Below are 20,256 nucleotides of genomic sequence, written 5' to 3'. Positions count from 1 at the left end.
CGGCTTTCGCCTCAGCGGAACCGCACCCGGTTGGTGGCCTTGCGCGTCGCCATCGCGCGCCGCGTGGCCTCGCGCACGATGCCGGAACTGAAGCCCCGGCGGGCGAGGAAGCCGTTGAGGCGCCGCTCGACCGTCTCGTCGTCGTACCGCGAGAGCTGACCGACCCGCTTCACCGCTGCTTCGACGGCGAGCTCGAACTCGTGGTCGTCGTCGAGGTTCTCGAGCGCGACCCCGACGAACTCCGACGGGATCTTGCGGGCGTGCAGCTCGCGGGCGATGACGGCCCGGCTCTTCTGGCTGCGTTCGCTCAGCCGGGCGACGAGCGCCTCGGCCAACGCGAAGTCGTTCAGATAACCGAGCTCTTCGTACCGGGCGACGAGGCCGTCGGCCTCCTCCCCCGTCGCGCCCTGGGCGACGAGGAGGTCGTGGGTCTCGGCCGAGGAGAGCTGACGGCGCCCCAGCGCTCGCACGACGGTGTCGCTCACGCGCTCGAGCCGCTCCTCGTCGGAGACCTCCACACGAACCGGGAGCTCGACGGGTTCGGCCATGCGCGCGGGAGCGAGGAACGGCAGGTCGACGGGCTCCGACGACTCGGCCGTGCGCTCGGGCTCCCACGACTCGGCCGTGCGCTCGGTCACGGCGTCGCGGCCCGCGGGGTGCGAGCCGCGGCCCCGTCGGGGCGCGAACTCGGCGGGTTCAGGAGTGCCCGCACCGTCAGCGCCCGACTCGGGCGCCGACGGGCGCGACCGCCCGCGGCGGCGCACCGAGTCGAGGCTGACGACGTCGTTCATGGCAGATCAGGCTCCCTTGCGCGAAGCCAGCTTCGGCTCGATCGACTCGACGTTGCCCGCAGCGGCGGCAGCCGCGCCCGCCTCGCCCACACCGAGCTTGGCGAGGATCTTGTTCTCGATCTCGAGTGCGACGTCGGGGTTCTCCTTGAGGAAGCGCCGCGAGTTCTCCTTGCCCTGACCGAGCTGGTCTCCGTCGTAGGTGTACCAGGCACCTGACTTGCGCACGATCTCGTGCTCCACACCGAAGTCGATGAGGCTGCCCTCGCGCGAGATGCCGACACCGTAGAGGATGTCGAACTCGGCCTGCTTGAAGGGCGGAGCCATCTTGTTCTTCACGACCTTCACGCGGGTGCGGTTGCCGACCGCCTCGGTTCCCTCCTTGAGGGTCTCGATGCGACGGATGTCGAGACGCACCGAGGCGTAGAACTTGAGCGCCTTACCGCCGGCCGTGGTCTCGGGGCTGCCGAAGAAGACACCGATCTTCTCGCGCAGCTGGTTGATGAAGATCATGGTGGTGCCGGTCTGGTTGAGACCACCGGTGAGCTTGCGGAGGGCCTGCGACATGAGGCGGGCCTGCAGACCCACGTGCGAGTCGCCCATCTCGCCCTCGATCTCGGCGCGGGGCACCAGGGCCGCCACGGAGTCGATGACGATGATGTCGATGGAGCCCGAGCGCACCAGCATGTCGGCGATCTCGAGGGCCTGCTCACCGGTGTCGGGCTGGGAGACCAGGAGCGAGTCGATGTCGACGCCGAGCTTCTTCGCGTACTCGGGGTCGAGGGCGTGCTCGGCGTCGATGAAGGCGGCGATGCCGCCCGCCCGCTGGGCGTTCGCGATGGCGTGCAGAGTGAGCGTGGTCTTACCCGACGACTCAGGGCCGTAGATCTCGACGATGCGGCCGCGCGGCAGACCCCCGATGCCGAGGGCGACGTCGAGGGCGATCGACCCGGTGGGAACGACCTCGACCGGCGCGCGGTCGTCGCTGCCGAGGCGCATCACCGAACCCTTGCCGAACTGGCGGTCGATCTGGGCGAGGGCGGTCTCGAGTGCTTTCTCACGATTTGCGTCTGACGGCATTTCGGTCTCCTTCGTGCTGTGCGACCTGGCGGCCGGCGATGGTGTGCCCACAGGCTGTCGTGTTCGCGCCCCTCACGGGGTGGCGACGACAGGGCGTCGACGAGAGTTCGCCGAACACGACTCACGCTAGAGACGACCACTGACATCGGGATGACAGCGGGCCGGTCTGTGGAGAACGTGTTCGAATCTCTCGCTGTGCAGAACTCTACGCCGCACCGAAGATATGTTCGAGAGACGCGCGGCGTGTTGCGAACACGAAAAAGCCCCCGGCCGCTGCCGGGGGCTTCTCGATCATGTCTGTCGGGGAGCGGGGAGGCCCGCTCCGTGCCAGCGTTGGGGCGGCACATCGGCCGACCGGCAGACCGCGAGCCACACCTCTCGCGGGGGGATACCTGCCTTCAACGCCTGCTCGGCGGTTCGATCGCCGAGATCGACGAGCACCACATCGCTCGTCACCACCTGCCCGTAGGCCGTACCGAACTCGTCGGCCACGGCCTGCCTGAACTCACTCAGCCGCACTCCGTGTGCAGCCGCTCAGCGGGCGACGAGATCGGCGTCGAAGTCGGCGACGAACTCGTCGGGGATCGTGTCGGGGATGGGGTCGATGCCTTCGACGATCGCGAGACGGTCGCCCACCTCGCGCATGATGACCGAGATCGGGGTGTCGAGAGCGTCGGCCACCGAGGCGAGGATCTCGCTCGAGGCCTCCTTCTGACCACGCTCGACCTCGCTCAGGTAGCCGAGGGCGACGCTCGCCTTACTTGCCACTTGACGAAGGGTACGACCCTTCTGCAGGCGGAAGTCCCGAAGCACGTCGCCGATTTCCTGACGAACTAGAATCACTGGACCCTCCTTGCGTTCCTGTCACGGTCTGTTCGAGTGGCTCTTCTGACCACGTTACTGCAGTGGTTCGTAGCAGTGACTCTAAACGACTGGGACTGGACAATACTTGTGAATGACACCAGATGTAACGTGATCGAAACGGCGCCCATTCCCTCGGCGGAGCTCACAGGGAATCTCTCAGGATACGCAGAGCGACCCGCACGGTCTCGGCCCTGATCGCGGCCCGATCGCCTTCCAGCTCGAGGGCGTGACTGCGCACGTCTGCGCCGATGGCGACCCCCACGTACACCGTTCCCGGCGCCGCGCCGTCTTGAGGGTCGGGCCCCGCGGCACCGGTCGTCGAGATGCCGATCTCGGCCGGGACGCCCTCGACCGCGAGCGCACTGCGCACACCGACCGCCATCTGCATCGCCACGTCGGGATGCACGGGGCCGTGGGCCGCCAGCACCTCGGCGTCGACCCCGAGCACCGAGTGCTTCACCGCGGTGTCGTAAGCCACCACTCCTCCGCGGAGCACCGCGGAGGCACCCGGCACGTCGACCAGCGCCGAGCACAGCAGACCACCCGTCAGCGATTCCGCGACGGCGATCGTGGTGCGGCTGCGGGTGAGCGCGGCGATGATCTCGGCGGCGGCGGCGGCGTTGTCGACCACAGCATCCGACCCGCTCATGCGCCCGCCACCGGCTTGCGGTTGAGTCGCCAGGCCTGAACGAGGTAGTCGATGCCCGTGACCACCGTGAGCACCACGGCGGCCGTCATGGTGATGCCGTTGACCCAGTTCACCCAGTCGCCGAACAGCTCGGGGAAGGGCAGCAGCGCCAGGGAGATCGCGACCGACTGCACCAGGGTCTTGAGCTTGCCGCCCCGCGACGCCGGGATGACGCGGTCGCTCAGCTGCACGAACCGCCACACCGTGATGCCGACCTCGCGCACGAGGATGACGATGGTGACCCACCACGGCAGCTCGGCGAGGATCGACAGGCCGATGAGCGCGGCACCGGTGAGCACCTTGTCGGCGATCGGGTCGAGCAGCTTGCCCAGATCGGTGACCAGGTTGCGGCTGCGGGCGATGTGGCCGTCGATGCCGTCGGTCGCGATGGCCAGGATGAAGAGCACGGCCGCGGCCCAGCGCAGCGCGCCGTTCTGGCCGTCGTCGACCAGGAGCATGACGAAGAAGACCGGGGCAAGGAGGATGCGGACGATCGTGATCGCGTTCGGCAGGTTCCAGTTGCTGGGCTTCGCCGCGGGTGCCGACTCCTCGTTCGAGGTCACGCGATCACTCCCTGCCGGTCAACTGCCAGGCGTCTTCGCTGCCGGACTCGTCGTCATCAGCGTAGCGGTCGTCGTCGTGCGCGTACGACGACGACGGCGCCGAGGGCCCGCCGGAGGGGCTGGGGCCCACCTGGCCGCCGGCATCCGGAGCGTCGCCGCGCAGCATCGCGAGCACCTGAGGCAGTTGGTCGGGGGTGACCAGCACGTCGCGGGCCTTCGAGCCCTCGGAGGGGCCGACGATCTCGCGCGACTCCATGAGGTCCATCAGGCGGCCGGCCTTCGCGAAGCCCACCTTGAGCTTGCGCTGCAGCATCGAGGTGGAGCCGAACTGCGTGGTGATGACGATCTCGGCGGCGGCGAGCAGCACCTCGAGGTCGTCGCCGATGTCGGAGTCGATCTGCTTCTTCTCGGCCGTCACCGCCACGTCGTCGCGGTACTCGGGGCGGGCCTGCCGGGTGACGTGCTCGACGACCTTCTGGATCTCGCTCTCGGGCACCCACGCGCCCTGCACGCGGATGGCCTTCGAGGAGCCCATGGGGAGGAACAGCGCGTCGCCCTGGCCGATGAGCTTGTCGGCGCCCGGCTGGTCGAGGATGACGCGGGAGTCGGTGACGCTCGTGACCGCGAAGGCGAGCCGCGACGGCACGTTCGCCTTGATGAGGCCCGTCACCACGTCGACCGAGGGCCGCTGGGTGGCGAGCACGAGGTGGATGCCGGAGGCGCGCGCCAGCTGGGTGATGCGCACGATCGAGTCCTCGACGTCGCGCGGGGCGACCATCATGAGGTCGGCGAGCTCGTCGACCACCACGAGGAGGTAGGGGTAGGGCTTCAGCACGCGCTGCGAGGCGGGCGGGAGCTGGATCTCGTCGTTGATGACGGCGCGGTTGAAGTCGTCGATGTGACGGAAGCCGAAGCTCTCGAGGTCGTCGTACCTCATGTCCATCTCCTTCACCACCCACGACAGCGCCTCGGCCGCCTTCTTCGGGTTGGTGATGATGGGGGTGATGAGGTGCGGCACGCCCTGATAGGCGGTGAGCTCCACGCGCTTGGGGTCGATCAGCACCATGCGCACCTCGCTGGGCTTCGCGCGCATGAGCACGCTCGTCACCATCGAGTTGATGAAGCTCGACTTGCCCGAGCCGGTGGAACCGGCCACGAGCAGGTGCGGCATCTTCGCGAGATTGGCCAGCACGAACTTGCCTTCGACGTCTTTGCCGACGCCGATGGTCATGGGGTGCGGGTCGTTCATCGCCTTCTGCGACCGCAGCACGTCGCCGAGCGAGACCGTCTCGCGATCGGTGTTCGGGATCTCGATGCCGATCGCGCTGCGACCCGGGATGGGCGAGAGGATGCGTACCTCGTTCGACGCGACCGCGTAGGCGAGGTTCTTCGACAGGGCGGTGACCCGCTCCACCTTCACGCCGGGGCCGAGCTCGATCTCGTACCTCGTGACGGTCGGGCCCCGCGAGAACCCGGTGACCTGCGCGTCGACCGAGAACTGCTTCAGCACGTCGGTGATGGCGCGCACGATGTCGTCGTTCGCGGCCGAGCGCGACTTCGACGGCTCGCCCGTCGAGAGGTTCATGACCGAGGGCAGGCGGTAGTTCGCCGGGTCGGATGCGGGAGGCGGCTCGGGCATGCCCTCCACGGCACCCGTGTGGGAAGCATCCGGAACCGGGGTGGCGAAGGCGTCGAGGGCCTCGGTGCCGTCGTCGTCGAGCAGACCGATGGTCTGCTTGCGGCCGGGCAGCACCTCGCCGGTGATGCGCTTGATGGCCTGCTCGGCGGCCTCCATGTCGTGGAGAAGGCCGTTGCCGAAGGCCTCGGTGCTGTCGAGATCGCGGGCTGCTGCGGCCGGGCCGACGCCGTCGACGCCACCGGCGGCCGCCGTGTCGAACTCGGCGGGGCTCATGTACGGCCCGTCTTCGGGCGGCGGGGTGCGGTCTTCGATGCGCGGCGCCATGAGCGGCGTCTCGAACTCGGGGTCGACCTCGCGCTCGCTCTTGTTGCGCCGCCACCACGGGAGGGCGCCGCCGTCATCGGGCTGGGCGTCGAAGTCGAGCATGTTCGGGTCGTCGGCCGGGTCGGCCGCGCCCTTCCTGCCGCGCTTGCCGGTCGCGGTGGGCGTGCCCGTGCCCGCGCCGGCGCCGGATGCGTCGGTCGCGTCGTCGTCGCTCGGTGCGGGGGCGCCGAACAGATAGGCGTAGAGCTCGCGGGCGCGACGGCCGATGCGGTTCGGCGGGGTCTTCGTGATGATGAACAGCGACAGGGCGCAGAAGAACACGAGCACGATCGTGGCGCCGATGGGGGTGATGAGCGTCATGAGGGGGGCGCCCGCGATCCAGCCGATGATGCCGCCGGCCACCGCGAGGCCCTCGATGCCCGCGGCCGGGTCTGGGGCGCCGCCGTACACGTGGCAGAGGCCCGAGACCGAGACCAGGAAGACGGCGAGACCGATGCCGATGCGGCCGTTGTCGTTCACCGACGCCGGATGCCGGAACAGCCAGAGCGCGAGCAGCAGCAGGATGACGGGAAGCGCGTAGGCCACCCGGCCGAACAGCCCGCCGAAGGTGTAGGCGTTGATCGAGATCGCGACCGCGTTGGAGGCGAGGAACCACTCGGTGACCGCACCGGCCACCGCGAGCAGGAAGAACAGGAACGGCAGGCCGTCGCGCCGCTCCTCCTTCGCCAGCTTCTCCGGCCCGAACGCCCGCGCCGCACCGCCCACCACGTGGGCCATGCCGAGCCACAGCGTCACCAGCGGATTCGGCTTCTCCTCCGACACCACCGGGTACTTCACGGTCTTCTGCGCCGCCGTGCGCTGCGCCGGCTTCCGCGGCGCAGCCCCGGTCGCCCGCGCCGAAGACCCCCTCGTACTCCGAGGCGTCGACTTACTACTCGTGGCCATGAAATCACGCTATATCGAGGCGCTGACATCGCCTCGATGCCGCGCCGTGCTAGCTGCCGCCGGGGCCGTGCTGCGCGCGGCTCCGGCGGGGCGCGCCGCCGCTTCCGCGGCGCGCCGCGACATGTGAAGACGCGGTCGCTGACGCGGCCACGCCTTCACCTTGGGTCGTCAGACAGAGGCCTGTTGCGCTGAAACCCGCACCTCTGTCCCGCCATCTGCGAGTAGGTACTGGCAGCGACGTGAAAGCCGCGGGCCGTACTCGACGACCCAGGGTGAGTGCGTGGCCGCGTCAGCGACCGCGTGCTCACATGTCGCGGCGCGCCGGGCGAGGACCGGCGCGCCCCGGCAGAGCCGCGCGCAGCACGGCCCTGCCGGCAGCTAGCACAGCAGGCCGGCGCCCGATGACTCCCGGCACCCCGAACGCTTTAGGCCTCGATCACCAAGGGCACGATCATCGGGCGCCGCCGATAGGAGGTGTTCACCCAGCGGCCGACGGTGCGGCGCACGACCTGTTGGAGGGCGTAGGGCTCGCGTACGCCGTTCTGGGCGGCCTCGGCGAGGGCGGCGCTGATCTTGGGCTTGACGGTGTCGAAGACGGAGTCGTCTTCGGCGAAGCCCTTGGCGTGGATCTCGGGGCCCACGACGATCTTGCCGGTGAGCGCTTCGACCACGACGATGATCGAGATGAAGCCCTCCTCGCCGAGGATGCGGCGGTCTTTGAGGTCGGCGTCGGTGATCTCGCCTACGGTCGAACCGTCGACGTACACGTAGCCGAGGTCGTACTGCCCGACCACCTTCGCCACCCCGTCGCGCAGGTCGATGACGGTGCCGTCTTCGGCGATGATCGTGTTCTCCTTCGGCACCCCGGTGTCGATGGCGAGCTTCGCGTTCGCCACCAGGTGCCGGTACTCGCCGTGCACCGGCAGCACGTTCTTCGGCTTCAGGATGTTGTAGCAGTACAGCAGCTCGCCCGCGGCGGCGTGCCCCGAGACGTGAACCTTCGCGTTGGCCTTGTGCACCACGTTGGCCCCGAGCTTGGTGAGCCCGTTGATGATGCGGTACACGGCGTTCTCGTTACCCGGGATGAGGCTGGAGGCGAGGATGACGGTGTCGCCCTCTCCCACCTCGATCTGGTGCTCGTTGTTCACCATGCGCGAGAGCACCGCCATCGGCTCGCCCTGCGACCCGGTCGACATGTAGACGATCTTGTCGTCGGGGATGTCACCTGCCTTCTTGAAGTCGACGAGAACACCCTCGGGCACCTTCAGGTACCCGAGCTCGGCGGCGATTCCCATGTTCCGCACCATCGAGCGCCCGAGCAGCGCCACCCGGCGCCCGTTGGCGTGCGCCGCGTCGAGCACCTGCTGCACGCGGTGCACGTGGCTCGAGAAGCTCGCCACGATCACCCGCCGCGGGGCGCGCTCGATGATCGACTCGAGCACGGGGCCGATGTCGCGCTCGAGCGGGGTGAAGCCCGGGACATCCGCGTTGGTCGAGTCGACGAGGAACAGGTCGACGCCCTCCTCGCCGAGACGGGCGAAGGCCCGGAGGTCGGTGAGGCGGTCGTCGAGCGGCAGCTGGTCCATCTTGAAGTCGCCGGTGTGCAGCACCACGCCGCCCGGTGTCTTGATGGCGACGGCCAGCGCATCCGGAATCGAGTGGTTCACCGCCACGAACTCGCACTCGAACGGCCCGAGGTTCTCGATCTGCCCCTCGGCCACGTCGAAGGTGTAGGGCGTGATGCGGTGCTCCTTGAGCTTCGCCTCGACGAGCGCGAGGGTGAGCGCCGAACCGATGAGCGGGATGTCTTCGCGCAGCTTCAGCAGGTAGGGCACGGCGCCGATGTGGTCTTCGTGGCCGTGCGTGAGCACGATGCCGACGATGTCGTCGAGGCGATCGCGCACGATGCTGAAGTCGGGGAGGATGAGGTCGACACCCGGCTGGTGCTCCTCGGGGAACAGCACGCCGCAGTCGACGACGAGGAGCTTGCCCTCGTACTCGAAGACGGTCATGTTGCGGCCGATCTCGCCGAGGCCTCCCACCGGCGTGATGCGGAGTGTGCCCGCCTCCAGGGTCGGCGGATCGTAGACGGGGCTGGTGTTCATGCGCCCTCCTCAGTTCTCGTGGGTCGTCGTGCGGTGCGTGGCGTCGTGCTCACGCTGTGGTCTGTTGTGCTGTGCGCCGCGCCGACCTCGAGGGCGCTCAGCGGGTGGTTCCCGCCACCTTCGGCAGCGCTCCGCCGGCGGCAGCGTTGCGGTCGGGGCGGAAGTTCTTGAGGCCGAGCCCCTCGATGCCCTTCACCAGGTCGATCTCGTCTTCGATCTGGGCGGCCTCCCACTCCTCGGGGCCGACCAGGGGAAGGCGCACGCGGGGGCTGCCGATGCGGCCGAGGCCGTGCAGGATGTACTTCGCCGCCACCGTACCGGGAACATGCGTCATGATGGCGCGCACCAGCGGCTCGAGCGACTGGTGTGCGGCCGTCGCCGTGGCCAGGTCGCCCGCGTTCACGGCGTCGACGATGGTGCGGTAGGGCGCGGGCGCCACGTTCGCCGTGACGCCGATGAGGCCGACCGCCCCGATCGACATGTGCGGCAGCACGTTCGCGTCGTCGCCCGAGAAGTAGAGCAGCTCGGTCTGGTTGATGACCCGGCTCACCTCGCTGAAGTCGCCCTTGGCGTCTTTGATCGCGAGCACGTTGGGGTGCTTCGCCAGGCGCAGGATGGTCTCGTACTTGATGGGCACACCGGTGCGGCCGGGGATGTCGTAGAGGATGACGGGCAGATCGGTGGCGTCGGCGATCATGCGGAAGTGGGTGAGGATGCCCGCCTGCGTCGGCTTGTTGTAGTACGGCGTGACGACGAGGTTGCCGTCGGCCCCCGCCTTCTCGCTCTGCCGGGCGAGCTGCATCGCGTGGGCGGTCTCGTTCGAACCGCCGCCCGTGATGATCTTGGCGCGCCCCGCCGCGACGTCTTTGCCCACCTCGACCAGCCTGATCTTCTCGGGGTCGGTGAGGGTCGAGGTCTCGCCCGTCGTTCCCGACACCACGATACCGTCGGCGCCGCCGACGATGAGCTCGTCGATGAGCTTCTCCACACCGGGCCAGTCGACCTCGCCGTCGGCGGTGAACGGGGTGACCATGGCGACGAGCACCTGGCCGAACGGGTTCTCGGCAGTTGAGGCAGTAGACACGACTACAGGCTATCGGGTCAGAAGCCCAGCCTTCCGAGCTGCTTGGCGTCTCGCTGCCAGTCTTTGGCCACTTTCACCCTGATGTTCAGATAGACCTGCCGGCCGAGCAGCGGTTCGATCTGCGCCCTGGCCCGCGCACCCACCTCGCCGAGCCGGGAGCCCTTCGGGCCGATGATGATGCCCTTCTGGCTGTCACGCTCCACGAACAGGTTCGCGTAGATCTCCACCAGGTCGCGGTCGTCGCGCTCGGTCATGTCGTCGATGGTGACGGCGATGGAGTGCGGCAGCTCGTCGCGCACACCCTCGAGCGCCGCCTCCCTGATGAGCTCGGCGATGCGCGACTCGAGGCCGGCGTCGGTGAACTGGTCGTCGGGGTAGAGCTTCTCGGAGCGCGGCAGCAGCGCGATGAGCTCGTTCACGAGCACGTCGAGCTGGATGCGGTCGGTGGCCGACACCGGGATGATCGCCTCCCAGTCGCGCAGCTCCGACACGGCGAGCAGCTGCTCGCCCACCCGCTGCTTCGACGCCTGGTCGATCTTCGTGACGATCGCCACCTTCTTCGCGCCCGGGTAGGCGTCGAGCTGCTCGTTGATGAAGCGGTCGCCCGGCCCGAGCTTCTCGTCGGCGGGAAGACAGAAGCCGATGACGTCGACGTCGCCGAGGGTCGACTGCACCAGCGAGTTCAGCCGCTCGCCGAGCAGCGTGCGCGGGCGGTGCATGCCCGGGGTGTCGACGACGATGATCTGCCCGGCCGGCTCGTGCACGATGCCCCGGATGGTCTGCCGCGTGGTCTGCGGCTTCGAACTCGTGATGGCGACCTTCTCGCCCACCAGCGCGTTCGTGAGGGTCGACTTGCCCACGTTCGGGCGGCCCACGAAGGTGACGAACCCCGCTCTGAAGTCGTCGCTGCCCTGCTCGCTCATGCCTTCTCCTTCGTGTCGTCGTGCGTCTTGCCCTTGCCGGCCTTCGGCAGCTTCACCGGGCCCGTGGCGACCCGCACCGGGCCGGTGTCACCGTCGTCGTCTCCCCGCGCATCCGGGTCGCGTCGCACCGTGGCGGTGACCAGGCGCTTGCGTCTGCCCTCGGTGCGGTCTGCCGTGAGGATGAGCCCCGCGATGCGCGCCTCGTCGCCCGTCTCGGGAAGCCTGCCGAGGCCCTTCGCGAGCAGGCCGCCCACGGTGTCGACGTCGTCGTCGTCGAGCTCGAGACCGAACAGCTCGCCCAGCTCGTCGACCGGCAGCCGTGCGCTCACCCGGAAGGTGTCGACGGCCTCGAGCGGCTCGACCTCCACCATGTCGCGGTCGTACTCGTCGGAGATGTCGCCGACGAGTTCCTCGAGCAGGTCTTCGAGGGTGACCAGGCCGGCGATGCCGCCGTACTCGTCGACCACCATGGCGAGGTGGTTCGACTCCGCCTGCATCTGCCGCAGGGTGTCGTCGACCTTCTTCGACTCGGGGATGAGCAGGGCGGGCCGGGCGAGCTCGGCCACCGTGGTGGTCTCGAGCTTGGCCGGGCGTTCGTAGCTCAGCCGCGCGACGTCGCGGAGGTAGAGCACCCCCGAGATGTCGTCGACGCGACCGCCGACCACCACGGGCATGCGGGAGACGCCCTTACTCAGGAAGAGCCCGAGGCCGTGCCCGACCGTGTCGTCGTCGTCGACCGTCACCATGTCGGTGCGCGGGATCATCACCTCGCGCACCACCGTGTCGTTGAACTCGAGGATGGAGTGGATGAGCTCACGGTCGTCTTCTTCGAGCACCTCGAGCTCGGTGGCCTCGTCGACCATGCTGAGCAGCTGCTCCTCGGAGGAGAAGGTGCCCGACCGGATGCGCCCCGGCGTCACGCGGTTGCCGATCGCCACGAGCGCGTTCGCCAGGGGGCCGAGCACCACCCGGGTGACGTGCACGGGCACGGCGCCCCACCGCACGATGGCTTTCGGATGCGCGCGGCCGACGCTGCGCGGGCTCGAGCCCACGAGCACGAACGAGACCGCCGTCATCACGACCGCCGACAGCACCAGGGCGATCCACAGCTCATCGATGGTGAACGCGAACGAGATGGTGATGAGCACCGCCGCCGTGGTCTCGAACACCACGCGGGCGAAGTTCGCGGCGTTGAGGTGAGCCGCCGGGTCTTCGGCGACGGCCCGGAGCGACCGTTTCGCGCGCGCCCGCTCGGCGAGCTCGAGCAGATCGCTGCGGGAGAGCGAGAGCACGGCGGTGTCGATCGCCGCGAACAGGCCGCCCAGCGCCACCAGCACGACGGCCGCGAGGAGGAACAGGACGATGGTCATTACTTACGGCGGCGCTCGCTCATCGCGAAGCCGACCAGGATGTCGCGCTGGATGCCGAACATCTCGCGCTCCTCGTCGGGTTCGGCGTGGTCGAAGCCGAGCAGGTGCAGGATGCCGTGGGTGGTGAGCAGCAGCAGCTCCTCGAGCGTCGAGTGCTTGGCCGCCTTGGCCTGCTCCTCGGCCACCTGCGGGCAGAGCACCACGTCGCCGAGCAGGCCCGCCGGGGTGGGCGAGTCTTCGGTGCCGGGGCGCAGCTCGTCCATCGGGAAGCTGAGCACGTCGGTGGGGCCGGGCTCGTCCATCCACTGCACGTGAAGCTGCTCCATGGCGGCCTCGTCGACCAGCACGATGGCGAGCTCCGCATCCGGATGCACGTGCATCTGGTCGAGCGCGTAGCTCGCCAGGCGCAGCAGAGCCGTCTCGTCGACCTCGATGGACGACTCGTTGTTCAGTTCGATCGACACGTGGGCATCCTCATCGCTTGTTCTTGTACCGGCGGTCGCGCTCGCTCGGCCCCTGGTACCCGGGGTTCTCGCGGCGGGCGAGCTGCACCTGATCGTATTTCGTGTACGCGTCGACGATCTGCCCCACCAGGGTGTGCCGCACCACGTCGGCGCTCGTGAGCGTGGCGAAGTGGATGTCGTCGATCGAGTCGAGGATGCGCGTGACGACCTGCAGACCGCTGGTGCCGATGGGCAGGTCGACCTGGGTGATGTCGCCCGTCACCACCATCTTCGAGCCGAAGCCGAGGCGGGTGAGGAACATCTTCATCTGCTCGGGAGTCGTGTTCTGCGCCTCGTCGAGCACGACGAACGAGTTGTTCAGCGTACGACCTCGCATGTAGGCCAGGGGCGCCACCTCGATGGTGCCGACGGCCAGGAGCTTCGGCACGATCTCCGGGTCCATCATCTCGTTGAGCGCGTCGTAGAGGGGGCGGAGGTAGGGGTCGATCTTGTCGGTCAGCGTGCCGGGCAGGAAGCCGAGCCGCTCCCCCGCCTCGACGGCGGGCCGGGTGAGGATGATGCGCTCCACCTCCTTGCGCTGCAGCGCCTGCACGGCCTTCGCCATGGCGAGGTAGGTCTTGCCGGTACCGGCCGGGCCGATGCCGAAGACGATCGTGTTCTCGTCGATGGCGTCGACGTAGCTCTTCTGCCCTGCGGTCTTCGGCCGCACGCTCTTGCCCCGCGCGGTGACGATGGCCTGGCTCAGCAGCTCGGCTGCCGGATGCGCGGAGCGGTCGTTCTCGAGCATGCGCGCCGAGCTCGTGACCTCGACGGGCGTGACCTCGTGGCCGCCGCGCACGAGCTCGAGCAGCTCTTCGACCAGGCGCCGGGCGCCCTCGACCTGCGAGGGCTCACCCGTGAGCGAGATGTCGTTGCCCCGCACGAGCACGGTGACCTGCGGGAACTGGCGCTCCATGGTGGTCAGCAGCCGGTCTTGCGGGCCGAGCAGGCGCACCATCTCGACGCCGTCGACGTGGAGTCGGGCTTCGGATGCGCCGGTGGCGGCCTCGGAGGCGGAGGGGACGGACGGGGTGGACGGGGTTTCAGCCAAGTGACGATTCCTTCAGGCCGCCCGCGAGAACATGGGCGTGCACATGGAAGACGGTCTGACCGGCGTTCTCGCCGGTGTTGAAGAGGAGACGGAACTCGCCGTCGGCGCGCTCGTCGGCGATCTCCTTCGCCGTGGCGACGAGCTCGGCGAGAAGGGCGGGGTCGCCCGCGGCGAGCTCGACGACGTCGCGGTACTGCTCGGTCTTCGGAACGACGAGCACGTGCACGGGAGCCTGGGGCGCGATGTCTTCGAAGGCGATCACCCGGTCGGTCTCCCGCACGATGGTGGCGGGGATCTCACGGGCGACGATGCGCGAGAAGATCGAGGGGGACGATTCGGTGCTGGACATGACTCCATCCTAGTTTCGGGCGGGCCCGGCCAGCAGGGGTGGCGACCCGCGCGAGGGCGTGGTTCGCTACCAGCGTCCGAACGCGGCGTTCAGCACCGCGAGCGCTGCCGGCCCCGCGGTCGAGGTGCGCAGCACCTCGTCGCCGAGGCGCACGGCCACGGCGCCCGCCTCGCCGAGCAGTTCGAGCTCGCGCGGCGAGATGCCGCCCTCCGGCCCGACCACGAGCAAGACGGTGGGCTCGGTGTTCGACTCGTCGGCCGAGGTGACCGGCCCGCCCGTGCCGCGGAGCGGCTCGAGCGCGAGCTCGGTGAGCCGCATCTCGGCGGAGGGCTCGAGCAGCAGCATCCGTCTGCCCTCCCCGCCCTCGCGGGCGACGGCCGCGAGCGCGGTCGTGTCGACGAGATCGCCGACCGCCGGCACGAACGGCCTGATCGACTGCTTCGCCGCCTCGCGCACGATCGTCGACCAGCGCTCGACGCCCTTGGCCGCCTTCTGCTCGTTCCAGCGCGACACCGAGCGCTCGGCCTGCCACGGCACCACCGCGGCCACCCCGAGCTCGGTGGCGGCCTGGATGGCGAGCTCGTCGCGGTCGCCCTTCGCGAGCGCTTGCACGAGCACCAGCCGGGGGGTGGGCGCCTCGTGCACCTCGGAGCGCTCCACGGCGATGTCGAGCTCCTTGCCCTCGACGCGCACCACGACGCCGTGCACCACGAGGCCGTTGCCGTCGCCGAGCGCGGTGTGCTCGCCGACCCGCAGCCGGTTGACGGTCACCGCGTGGCGCGCCTCGTCGCCCGACAGGGTGACCACCTCGCCCACCTCGTGGGGCGCGAGCGCCAGGTCGGCGCGCAGGAACAGAGAGCTCATCGGGTGCCCGTCAGACGTTGAGGAAGCGGTCGCGGAGCTTCGCGAACAGTCCCTGCTGGAAGTGCCCGAGGCTCGGCGCCGGGTACTTGTGCGCAGCGGCGAGCTGCTTCACCAGCTCCTTCTGCTTGTGGTCGAGCTTCGTGGGCGTCACCACCTGCACCCCGACCTTGAGGTCGCCGCGACCGCTGCCGCGCAGGTGCGTGATGCCGCGGCCCTTGATGGTGAGCACGTCGGCGCTCTGCGTGCCCGGCTTGATCTCGAGCTCGATGTCGCCGTCGAGGGCCTTGATGGTGGTGGTGGTGCCGAGCACCGCATCCCACATCTGCACCTCGAGGGTGCACAGCAGATCGTCGTCGTTGCGGGAGTAGACCTCGTGGTGCTTCACCTTGATCTCGAGGTAGATGTCGCCCTGCGGGCCGCCCGCGGGGCCCACCTCGCCGTGACCCGGAAGCTGCAGCCGCAGCCCGGTGTCGACACCGGCGGGGATGTCGATGGGAATGGTGCGACGCGCACGCACGCGACCCTGGCCCTGGCAGGTGTGGCACGGGTTCGGGATGATCGACCCGTAGCCGCGGCAGGTGCCGCACGGAGCGCTCGTGACGACGTTGCCGAGCAGCGACCGCACGGTGCGCTGGATCGAGCCCGAGCCGTGGCAGATGTCGCAGGTGACCGGGCTCGTGCCCGGCTGGCAGCACGAGCCGTTGCAGGTCTCGCAGAGCACGGCGGTGTCGACCTCGAGGTCGCGGTGCGTGCCGAAGACCACCTCGCCGAGGTCGACCTCCACCCGCAGCAGGGCGTCTTGACCACGCTCGGCGCGCGACTTCGGGCCGCGAGTGCCCCCGCCCTGGCCGCCGAAGAAGGTCTCGAAGATGTCGCCGAAGCCGCCGAAGCCCTGGGCTCCGCCGCCGCCGAAGCCGGGCTGGGGGCCGCGGTCGTAGTCGCGGCGCTGGCCGGGGTCGCTCAGCACGTCGTAGGCGTGGGTGACCTGCTTGAACTTCTCCTGCGCATCCGGGCTCGGGTTCACGTCGGGGTGCAGTTCGCGCGCCAGACGGCGGTAGGCCTTCTTGATCTCCTCGGGCGTCGCTTCGCGCGACACCCCGAGCACGTCGTAGTGGTCAGCCACCAGGGGCTTCTCCTTCGGTATCGGTCGTGAGTCGGAAAGATTCGGTGCGGGGAGGGCGAACGGATGCGCGGGGCCGGTCAGCCCTGTGCGCCCGCCTCCCCGAGGGTGCGGGAGAGGTAGCGGGCGACGGCGCGCACCGCGGAGATGTTGCTCGAGTAGTCCATGCGGGTGGGGCCGAGGACGCCGAGGCGCGCCACAGCGGTGCCGATGCCGGTGTAGCCGCTCGCCAGCACCGAGGTCTCGCCGAGGCCGAACGACTCGTTCTCGCGGCCGATCGACACCGAGATGCCGCGCTGGTCGGCCTCCATCTCGCTGAACAGGCGGAGCAGCACCACCTGCTCCTCGACGGCCTCGAGCACCGGGAGGATGCTGCCGTGGAAGTCGTCTTCGGTGCGCACCAGGTTCGCGGCGCCGGCGATGAGCAGCTTCTCCTGCCGGTTCGCGGTGACCTGCTCCTGCAGGGTGGCCGCCACCACGGTCGCCGTCGGCGCGCGGTCGGGCGCGAAGCGGTCGACGGCTCCCGGCAGCGCAGCCGCCGCCTCGAGGAGACCGAGGCCCGAGAGCGTCTCGTTGAAGCGCTGACGCAACTCGGCGATGAAGGAGTCGTCGAGGTCGGCGGGCACCTCGACGATGCGCTGATCGACGTGGCCGGTGTCGGTGATGACCACGGTCATGAGGCGCCGGGTGGCGAGGGCCACCAGCTCGACGTGGCGCACCTTCGCCTGCGAACGCGAGGGGTACTGCACCAGGGCGACCTGGTGGGTGAGCTGGGAGAGCAGGCGCACGGTGCGGGCGAGCACGTCGTCGACGTCGACCGAGGAGCCCAGGAAGGTCTCGATGGCGTGCCGCTGCGCCTGCGTGAGCGGGCGCACGTCGGAGAGGTGGTCGACGAAGAGACGGTAGCCCTTGTCGGTGGGCACCCGGCCGCTCGAGGTGTGCGGAGCGGTGATGAGCTCCTCCTCCTCGAGGAGGGCCATGTCGTTGCGGATGGTCGCCGCCGAGACCCCGAAGGAATGACGCTCGGCGATGCTCTTCGAACCGACGGGCTCGCGCGAGGCGACATAGTCCTGCACGATGACGCGCAGCACCTCGAGACTGCGTTCGGAGACCATGGCGACACCGTCCTCTCGCTGGCACTCACACATTCAGAGTGCCAATCATAACTCGCATCCCTGACAGTCGGTTCGTGACACCCGTGGTCGAAATCGTTGCTGCGGGTGGGGGTCGGCGCTATCTTGTCTCTGTGTACGAGCCCGTACACGGACCGGTTCCTCAGAGACCGTATCCCTGAACGGCTTCCCCGTCTGAAAGGCGCGAGACCATGACTGACCCCAACGCAACACCGCCGTACGACCCGGCCGCCGGCCAGCCCACTCCGCCCGCCGGGCAGACGCCTCCCCCCGGCTACCAGGCTCCCCCGCCCGGCTACCAGGCTCCCCCGCCCGGCTACCAGGCCCCGCCGCCCGGCTCGGGCTACCAGCAGCAGCCCGGCTATCAGGGCGCGCCCGGCGCGGCGCCGCTCAGCCCGGCCGAAGACAAGCAGTGGGCCTTCCTCGGGCAGCTCGGCGGCATCCTGGGCTGGATTCCCCCGCTCATCATCTGGCTGGTCTTCAAAGACCGCGGCCCCCTCACGAACCAGGAGGCCAAGGAGTCGCTGAACTTCCAGATCACGGTCGCCATCTTCGTGGTGGGCCTCTACATCCTGGGCACCATCACGGCGTTCATCTTCATCGGCTTCCTGTTCTACTTCCTGGCCTGGGCCGTGCAGATCGTGGGCCTCATCTTCGCGATCATCGCGGGTGTGAAGGTCAACGCAGGCGGAACGTACCGGTACTTCTTCAACTTCCGGTTCATCAAGTAGTCCGGTGCGGGCGCTCGCGCCCGGGGCTTGTCTCAGCGTCGCGGTCTCCGCCGCCCTCATGGGCGCGGGGGCCGCGACGTTGTGTTTTGTGGGGCGGATGCGCGGCCTGCGTCGGGCGGATGCGCGAGACGGCGCGGCGAGGGTCGGCGCGGTGCGGCGCGGCGGCTCAGGTGAGGCGGCGCACGACGGCGTCGGCGAGGAGGCGGCCCGACAGGGTGAGCACGAGGGAGCCGCGGAGGGCCGCGGGGCCGTCGATGAGGCCGTCGGCGATGAGCCCGGCGACCTCCTGCCGGAACTCGGGGGCGAGCGAGCGCAGCCCGAGGCCGTCGCGCACGCGGGCGAGCAGCAGGATGCGCTCGAGCTCCCGCGTCTCGGAGTCGATCGTCTCCCGCCCGGCCGCCGGCGACTCCCCCGCGGCGATGCGCTGGGCGTAGGCGGCGGGGTGCTTCACGTTCCACCAGCGGGTGTCACCCACGAAGCTGTGCGATCCGGGGCCGATGCCCCACCAGTCGTGCCCGAGCCAGTAGCCGAGGTTGTGCCGCGAACGCTGCTCGGGGGTGCGGGCCCAGTTGCTCACCTCGTACCAGTGGAATCCGGCGTCGGCGAGTCGCGCATCCGCCATCTCGTACATGTCGGCCTGCAGGTCGTCGGATGGCTCGGCGACCTCGCCCGAGCGGATCTGCCGCGCCAGCTTCGTGCCCTCCTCGACGATGAGCGCGTACGCCGAGACGTGCCCCGGCTCGTTCTCGAGCACGGCGTCGAGTGAGCGCGACCAGTCGTCGAGGGTCTCGCCGGGGGTGCCGTAGATGAGGTCGAGGCTCACCTCGAGCCCCGCCTCCTTGGCCCAGCGCACGACGAGCGGGATGCGCTCGGGGTCGTGCGTGCGCTCGAGCGTGGCGAGCACATTCGGCACCGCCGACTGCATGCCGAAGCTCACCCGGGTGAAACCGGCGTCGGCGAGCTCGCCGAGGTAGCGGGCGTCGACCGAGTCGGGGTTGGCCTCGGTGGTGATCTCCGCATCCGGAGCGAAGCCCCACGTGTCACGGGCGGCGTGCACCATCTGCACGAGCTGCGCCGACGGGAGCAGGGTCGGCGTGCCGCCGCCGAAGAACACGGTGGAGAGCTCGCGGTCGGCGACCCCGGATGCGCGCAGCACCCCCGCGCCGAAGCGCATCTCGGCCACGGCCTGGCTGGCGTAGTCGCTCTGCTTCACGCCGCGCAGTTCGGTGGCGGTGTAGGTGTTGAAGTCGCAGTAGCCGCAGCGCACGCGGCAGAATGGCACGTGCACGTAGAGGCCGAGATCGCGCGTGGCGGAGGAGGCCGCTCCCTGGGCGGGGAGCAGTCCGTCGGCGGGAGCGGGGTCTCCCACGGGGAGGATCGACGGCACGGGGAGGCTAGAGCCCTCTCGCCGGGGAGAGGGCGCTGAGGTAGCGCTTCAGACTGCGGGTCTGCACGGCGCGCACGAAGGGGGCGCCGAGGCGGTAGAACCAGGTGCTGCCGCGCGAGAAGGCGCGCACGACCACCCAGACCGAGTCGTCGGCGCGGTGCTCGACCACGAAGCTCTCCTCCCCCGAGACGGGGTGGCCGGGGAGGGTGCCGTAGGCGAAGCCGCGGCGGCCGCGCTCGTCGACCTGGTAGACCACGCGCACGGGGGCCTTGAACGGCAGGCCCAGCAGGCGGATGGTGAGCACGGCGGTCGCGCCGGGCGACGCGAGCGGCGTGCCGTCGGGCGCGTACTCCTGCTCGTGGGCGGCGCGCTTCGGACCGAGTGGCGTGCCGAACTCGTCGTAGCGGATGCCGACGTAGTCGGCGGAGGTGGGCGCCGGCAGCAGCACCTCACCGACGTCGATGCCCGCGCCGCGCTGCACGCCCCAGGCCATGAGCTTCGCCGAGGCCACCTCGAAGCGGGCGGTGCCCGAGCCGATGCGGGCCTGGCGCTCGACCGGGCGGTAGCCCTTCGGCGGGAAGTAGAGCAGGTCGGGCGCCTGCGTCGCCCCGACTGCCGCGTAGCTCAGGGGCTCGTCGCGCAGGCGCAGGGCGGCGTCGGCGGCGCTGCTCGCGCCGGCGCCGGCACTCGCGCCGGTGTCTCGCGAACGACCGCGCTCCCGCTCGGCCACCGTGCTGGGCGCCAC

Annotated in this window: 20 protein-coding genes; 1 reads left to right on the top strand and 19 read right to left on the bottom strand. The window is 69.7% G+C overall.

Annotation, left to right across the window (positions count from 1 at the left end):
- Nucleotides 1-11: 11 nt before the first annotated feature.
- The 17 genes from HL652_RS04920 to hrcA all read right to left on the bottom strand — a co-directional run bounded on the left by HL652_RS04920 (nt 12) and on the right by hrcA (nt 17,375).
- Nucleotides 12-791, bottom strand: coding sequence for a regulatory protein RecX (locus HL652_RS04920; RefSeq protein WP_171704258.1), 780 nt, complete (start codon nt 789-791; stop codon nt 12-14).
- Nucleotides 792-797: 6 nt separating this feature from the next.
- A complete protein-coding gene (recA, locus tag HL652_RS04915) occupies nt 798-1,868 on the bottom strand; it encodes a recombinase RecA (RefSeq protein ID WP_171704257.1) in 1,071 nt (356 codons plus the stop codon).
- Nucleotides 1,869-2,159: 291 nt separating this feature from the next.
- Nucleotides 2,160-2,360, bottom strand: a complete 201-nt coding sequence (locus HL652_RS04910; RefSeq protein WP_253743647.1) for a DUF3046 domain-containing protein — start codon at nt 2,358-2,360, stop codon at nt 2,160-2,162.
- Between the two features lie 42 nt (nt 2,361-2,402).
- Entirely contained in the window at nt 2,403-2,711 is a 309-nt protein-coding gene (locus tag HL652_RS04905; protein WP_171704255.1) for a helix-turn-helix domain-containing protein, read from the bottom strand.
- 163 nt (nt 2,712-2,874) lie between these two features.
- A complete protein-coding gene (locus HL652_RS04900; protein ID WP_171704254.1) occupies nt 2,875-3,381 on the bottom strand; it encodes a CinA family protein in 507 nt (168 codons plus the stop codon).
- On the bottom strand, nt 3,378-3,983 hold the full coding sequence (gene pgsA / locus HL652_RS04895) for a CDP-diacylglycerol--glycerol-3-phosphate 3-phosphatidyltransferase (RefSeq protein ID WP_171704253.1): 606 nt from the start codon (nt 3,981-3,983) through the stop codon (nt 3,378-3,380). The genes HL652_RS04900 and pgsA overlap by 4 nt, the downstream gene beginning before the upstream one ends.
- Nucleotides 3,984-3,987: 4 nt before the next feature.
- Nucleotides 3,988-6,891, bottom strand: coding sequence for an FtsK/SpoIIIE family DNA translocase (locus HL652_RS04890; RefSeq protein ID WP_171704252.1), 2,904 nt, complete (start codon nt 6,889-6,891; stop codon nt 3,988-3,990).
- 425 nt (nt 6,892-7,316) lie between these two features.
- Nucleotides 7,317-8,996 carry a ribonuclease J gene (locus HL652_RS04885; RefSeq protein WP_171704251.1) on the bottom strand — a complete coding sequence of 560 codons (1,680 nt, stop codon included), beginning with the start codon at nt 8,994-8,996 and terminating at the stop codon, nt 7,317-7,319.
- A gap of 97 nt (nt 8,997-9,093) precedes the next feature.
- The gene (gene dapA, locus HL652_RS04880) at nt 9,094-10,029 is read right to left on the bottom strand and encodes a 4-hydroxy-tetrahydrodipicolinate synthase (protein WP_253743814.1); all 936 of its coding nucleotides are present in this window, start codon (nt 10,027-10,029) and stop codon (nt 9,094-9,096) included.
- Between the two features lie 68 nt (nt 10,030-10,097).
- Nucleotides 10,098-11,003: a GTPase Era gene (gene era, locus HL652_RS04875; RefSeq protein WP_171704249.1), complete on the bottom strand. Its 906-nt coding sequence runs from the start codon at nt 11,001-11,003 to the stop codon at nt 10,098-10,100.
- On the bottom strand, nt 11,000-12,373 hold the full coding sequence (locus tag HL652_RS04870; protein ID WP_171704248.1) for a hemolysin family protein: 1,374 nt from the start codon (nt 12,371-12,373) through the stop codon (nt 11,000-11,002). Before HL652_RS04870 ends, era begins: the two co-directional genes overlap by 4 nt.
- Nucleotides 12,373-12,837, bottom strand: a complete 465-nt coding sequence (gene ybeY, locus HL652_RS04865) for an rRNA maturation RNase YbeY (RefSeq protein ID WP_171704247.1) — start codon at nt 12,835-12,837, stop codon at nt 12,373-12,375. Before ybeY ends, HL652_RS04870 begins: the two co-directional genes overlap by 1 nt.
- A gap of 10 nt (nt 12,838-12,847) precedes the next feature.
- Entirely contained in the window at nt 12,848-13,834 is a 987-nt protein-coding gene (locus HL652_RS04860) for a PhoH family protein (RefSeq protein WP_171707187.1), read from the bottom strand.
- Nucleotides 13,835-13,919: 85 nt separating this feature from the next.
- Entirely contained in the window at nt 13,920-14,276 is a 357-nt protein-coding gene (locus tag HL652_RS04855; protein ID WP_171704246.1) for a histidine triad nucleotide-binding protein, read from the bottom strand.
- A 66-nt stretch (nt 14,277-14,342) separates the two neighbouring features.
- Complete coding sequence (locus tag HL652_RS04850) at nt 14,343-15,140, bottom strand: 16S rRNA (uracil(1498)-N(3))-methyltransferase (RefSeq protein ID WP_171704245.1); 798 nt, start codon at nt 15,138-15,140, stop codon at nt 14,343-14,345.
- Between the two features lie 10 nt (nt 15,141-15,150).
- Complete coding sequence (gene dnaJ, locus HL652_RS04845) at nt 15,151-16,263, bottom strand: molecular chaperone DnaJ (RefSeq protein ID WP_171704244.1); 1,113 nt, start codon at nt 16,261-16,263, stop codon at nt 15,151-15,153.
- 77 nt (nt 16,264-16,340) lie between these two features.
- Nucleotides 16,341-17,375, bottom strand: a complete 1,035-nt coding sequence (gene hrcA, locus HL652_RS04840; RefSeq protein ID WP_171704243.1) for a heat-inducible transcriptional repressor HrcA — start codon at nt 17,373-17,375, stop codon at nt 16,341-16,343.
- Between the two features lie 209 nt (nt 17,376-17,584).
- On the opposite strand from hrcA, the gene HL652_RS04835 reads away from it, so the two are divergent.
- On the top strand, nt 17,585-18,124 hold the full coding sequence (locus tag HL652_RS04835) for a DUF4870 domain-containing protein (protein ID WP_171704242.1): 540 nt from the start codon (nt 17,585-17,587) through the stop codon (nt 18,122-18,124).
- A 166-nt stretch (nt 18,125-18,290) separates the two neighbouring features.
- Here HL652_RS04835 and hemW read toward each other — a convergent pair whose 3' ends face one another.
- Together hemW and HL652_RS04825 are read right to left on the bottom strand one after the other, a co-directional pair.
- Nucleotides 18,291-19,511 carry a radical SAM family heme chaperone HemW gene (gene hemW / locus HL652_RS04830; RefSeq protein WP_171704241.1) on the bottom strand — a complete coding sequence of 407 codons (1,221 nt, stop codon included), beginning with the start codon at nt 19,509-19,511 and terminating at the stop codon, nt 18,291-18,293.
- 7 nt (nt 19,512-19,518) lie between these two features.
- The gene (locus HL652_RS04825; protein WP_253743646.1) at nt 19,519-20,256 is read right to left on the bottom strand and encodes a DUF1990 family protein; all 738 of its coding nucleotides are present in this window, start codon (nt 20,254-20,256) and stop codon (nt 19,519-19,521) included.

This window comes from Herbiconiux sp. SALV-R1, from assembly GCF_013113715.1.
Lineage (GTDB): Bacteria > Actinomycetota > Actinomycetes > Actinomycetales > Microbacteriaceae > Herbiconiux.
This window is presented reverse-complemented; position numbering and strand designations above follow the sequence as displayed.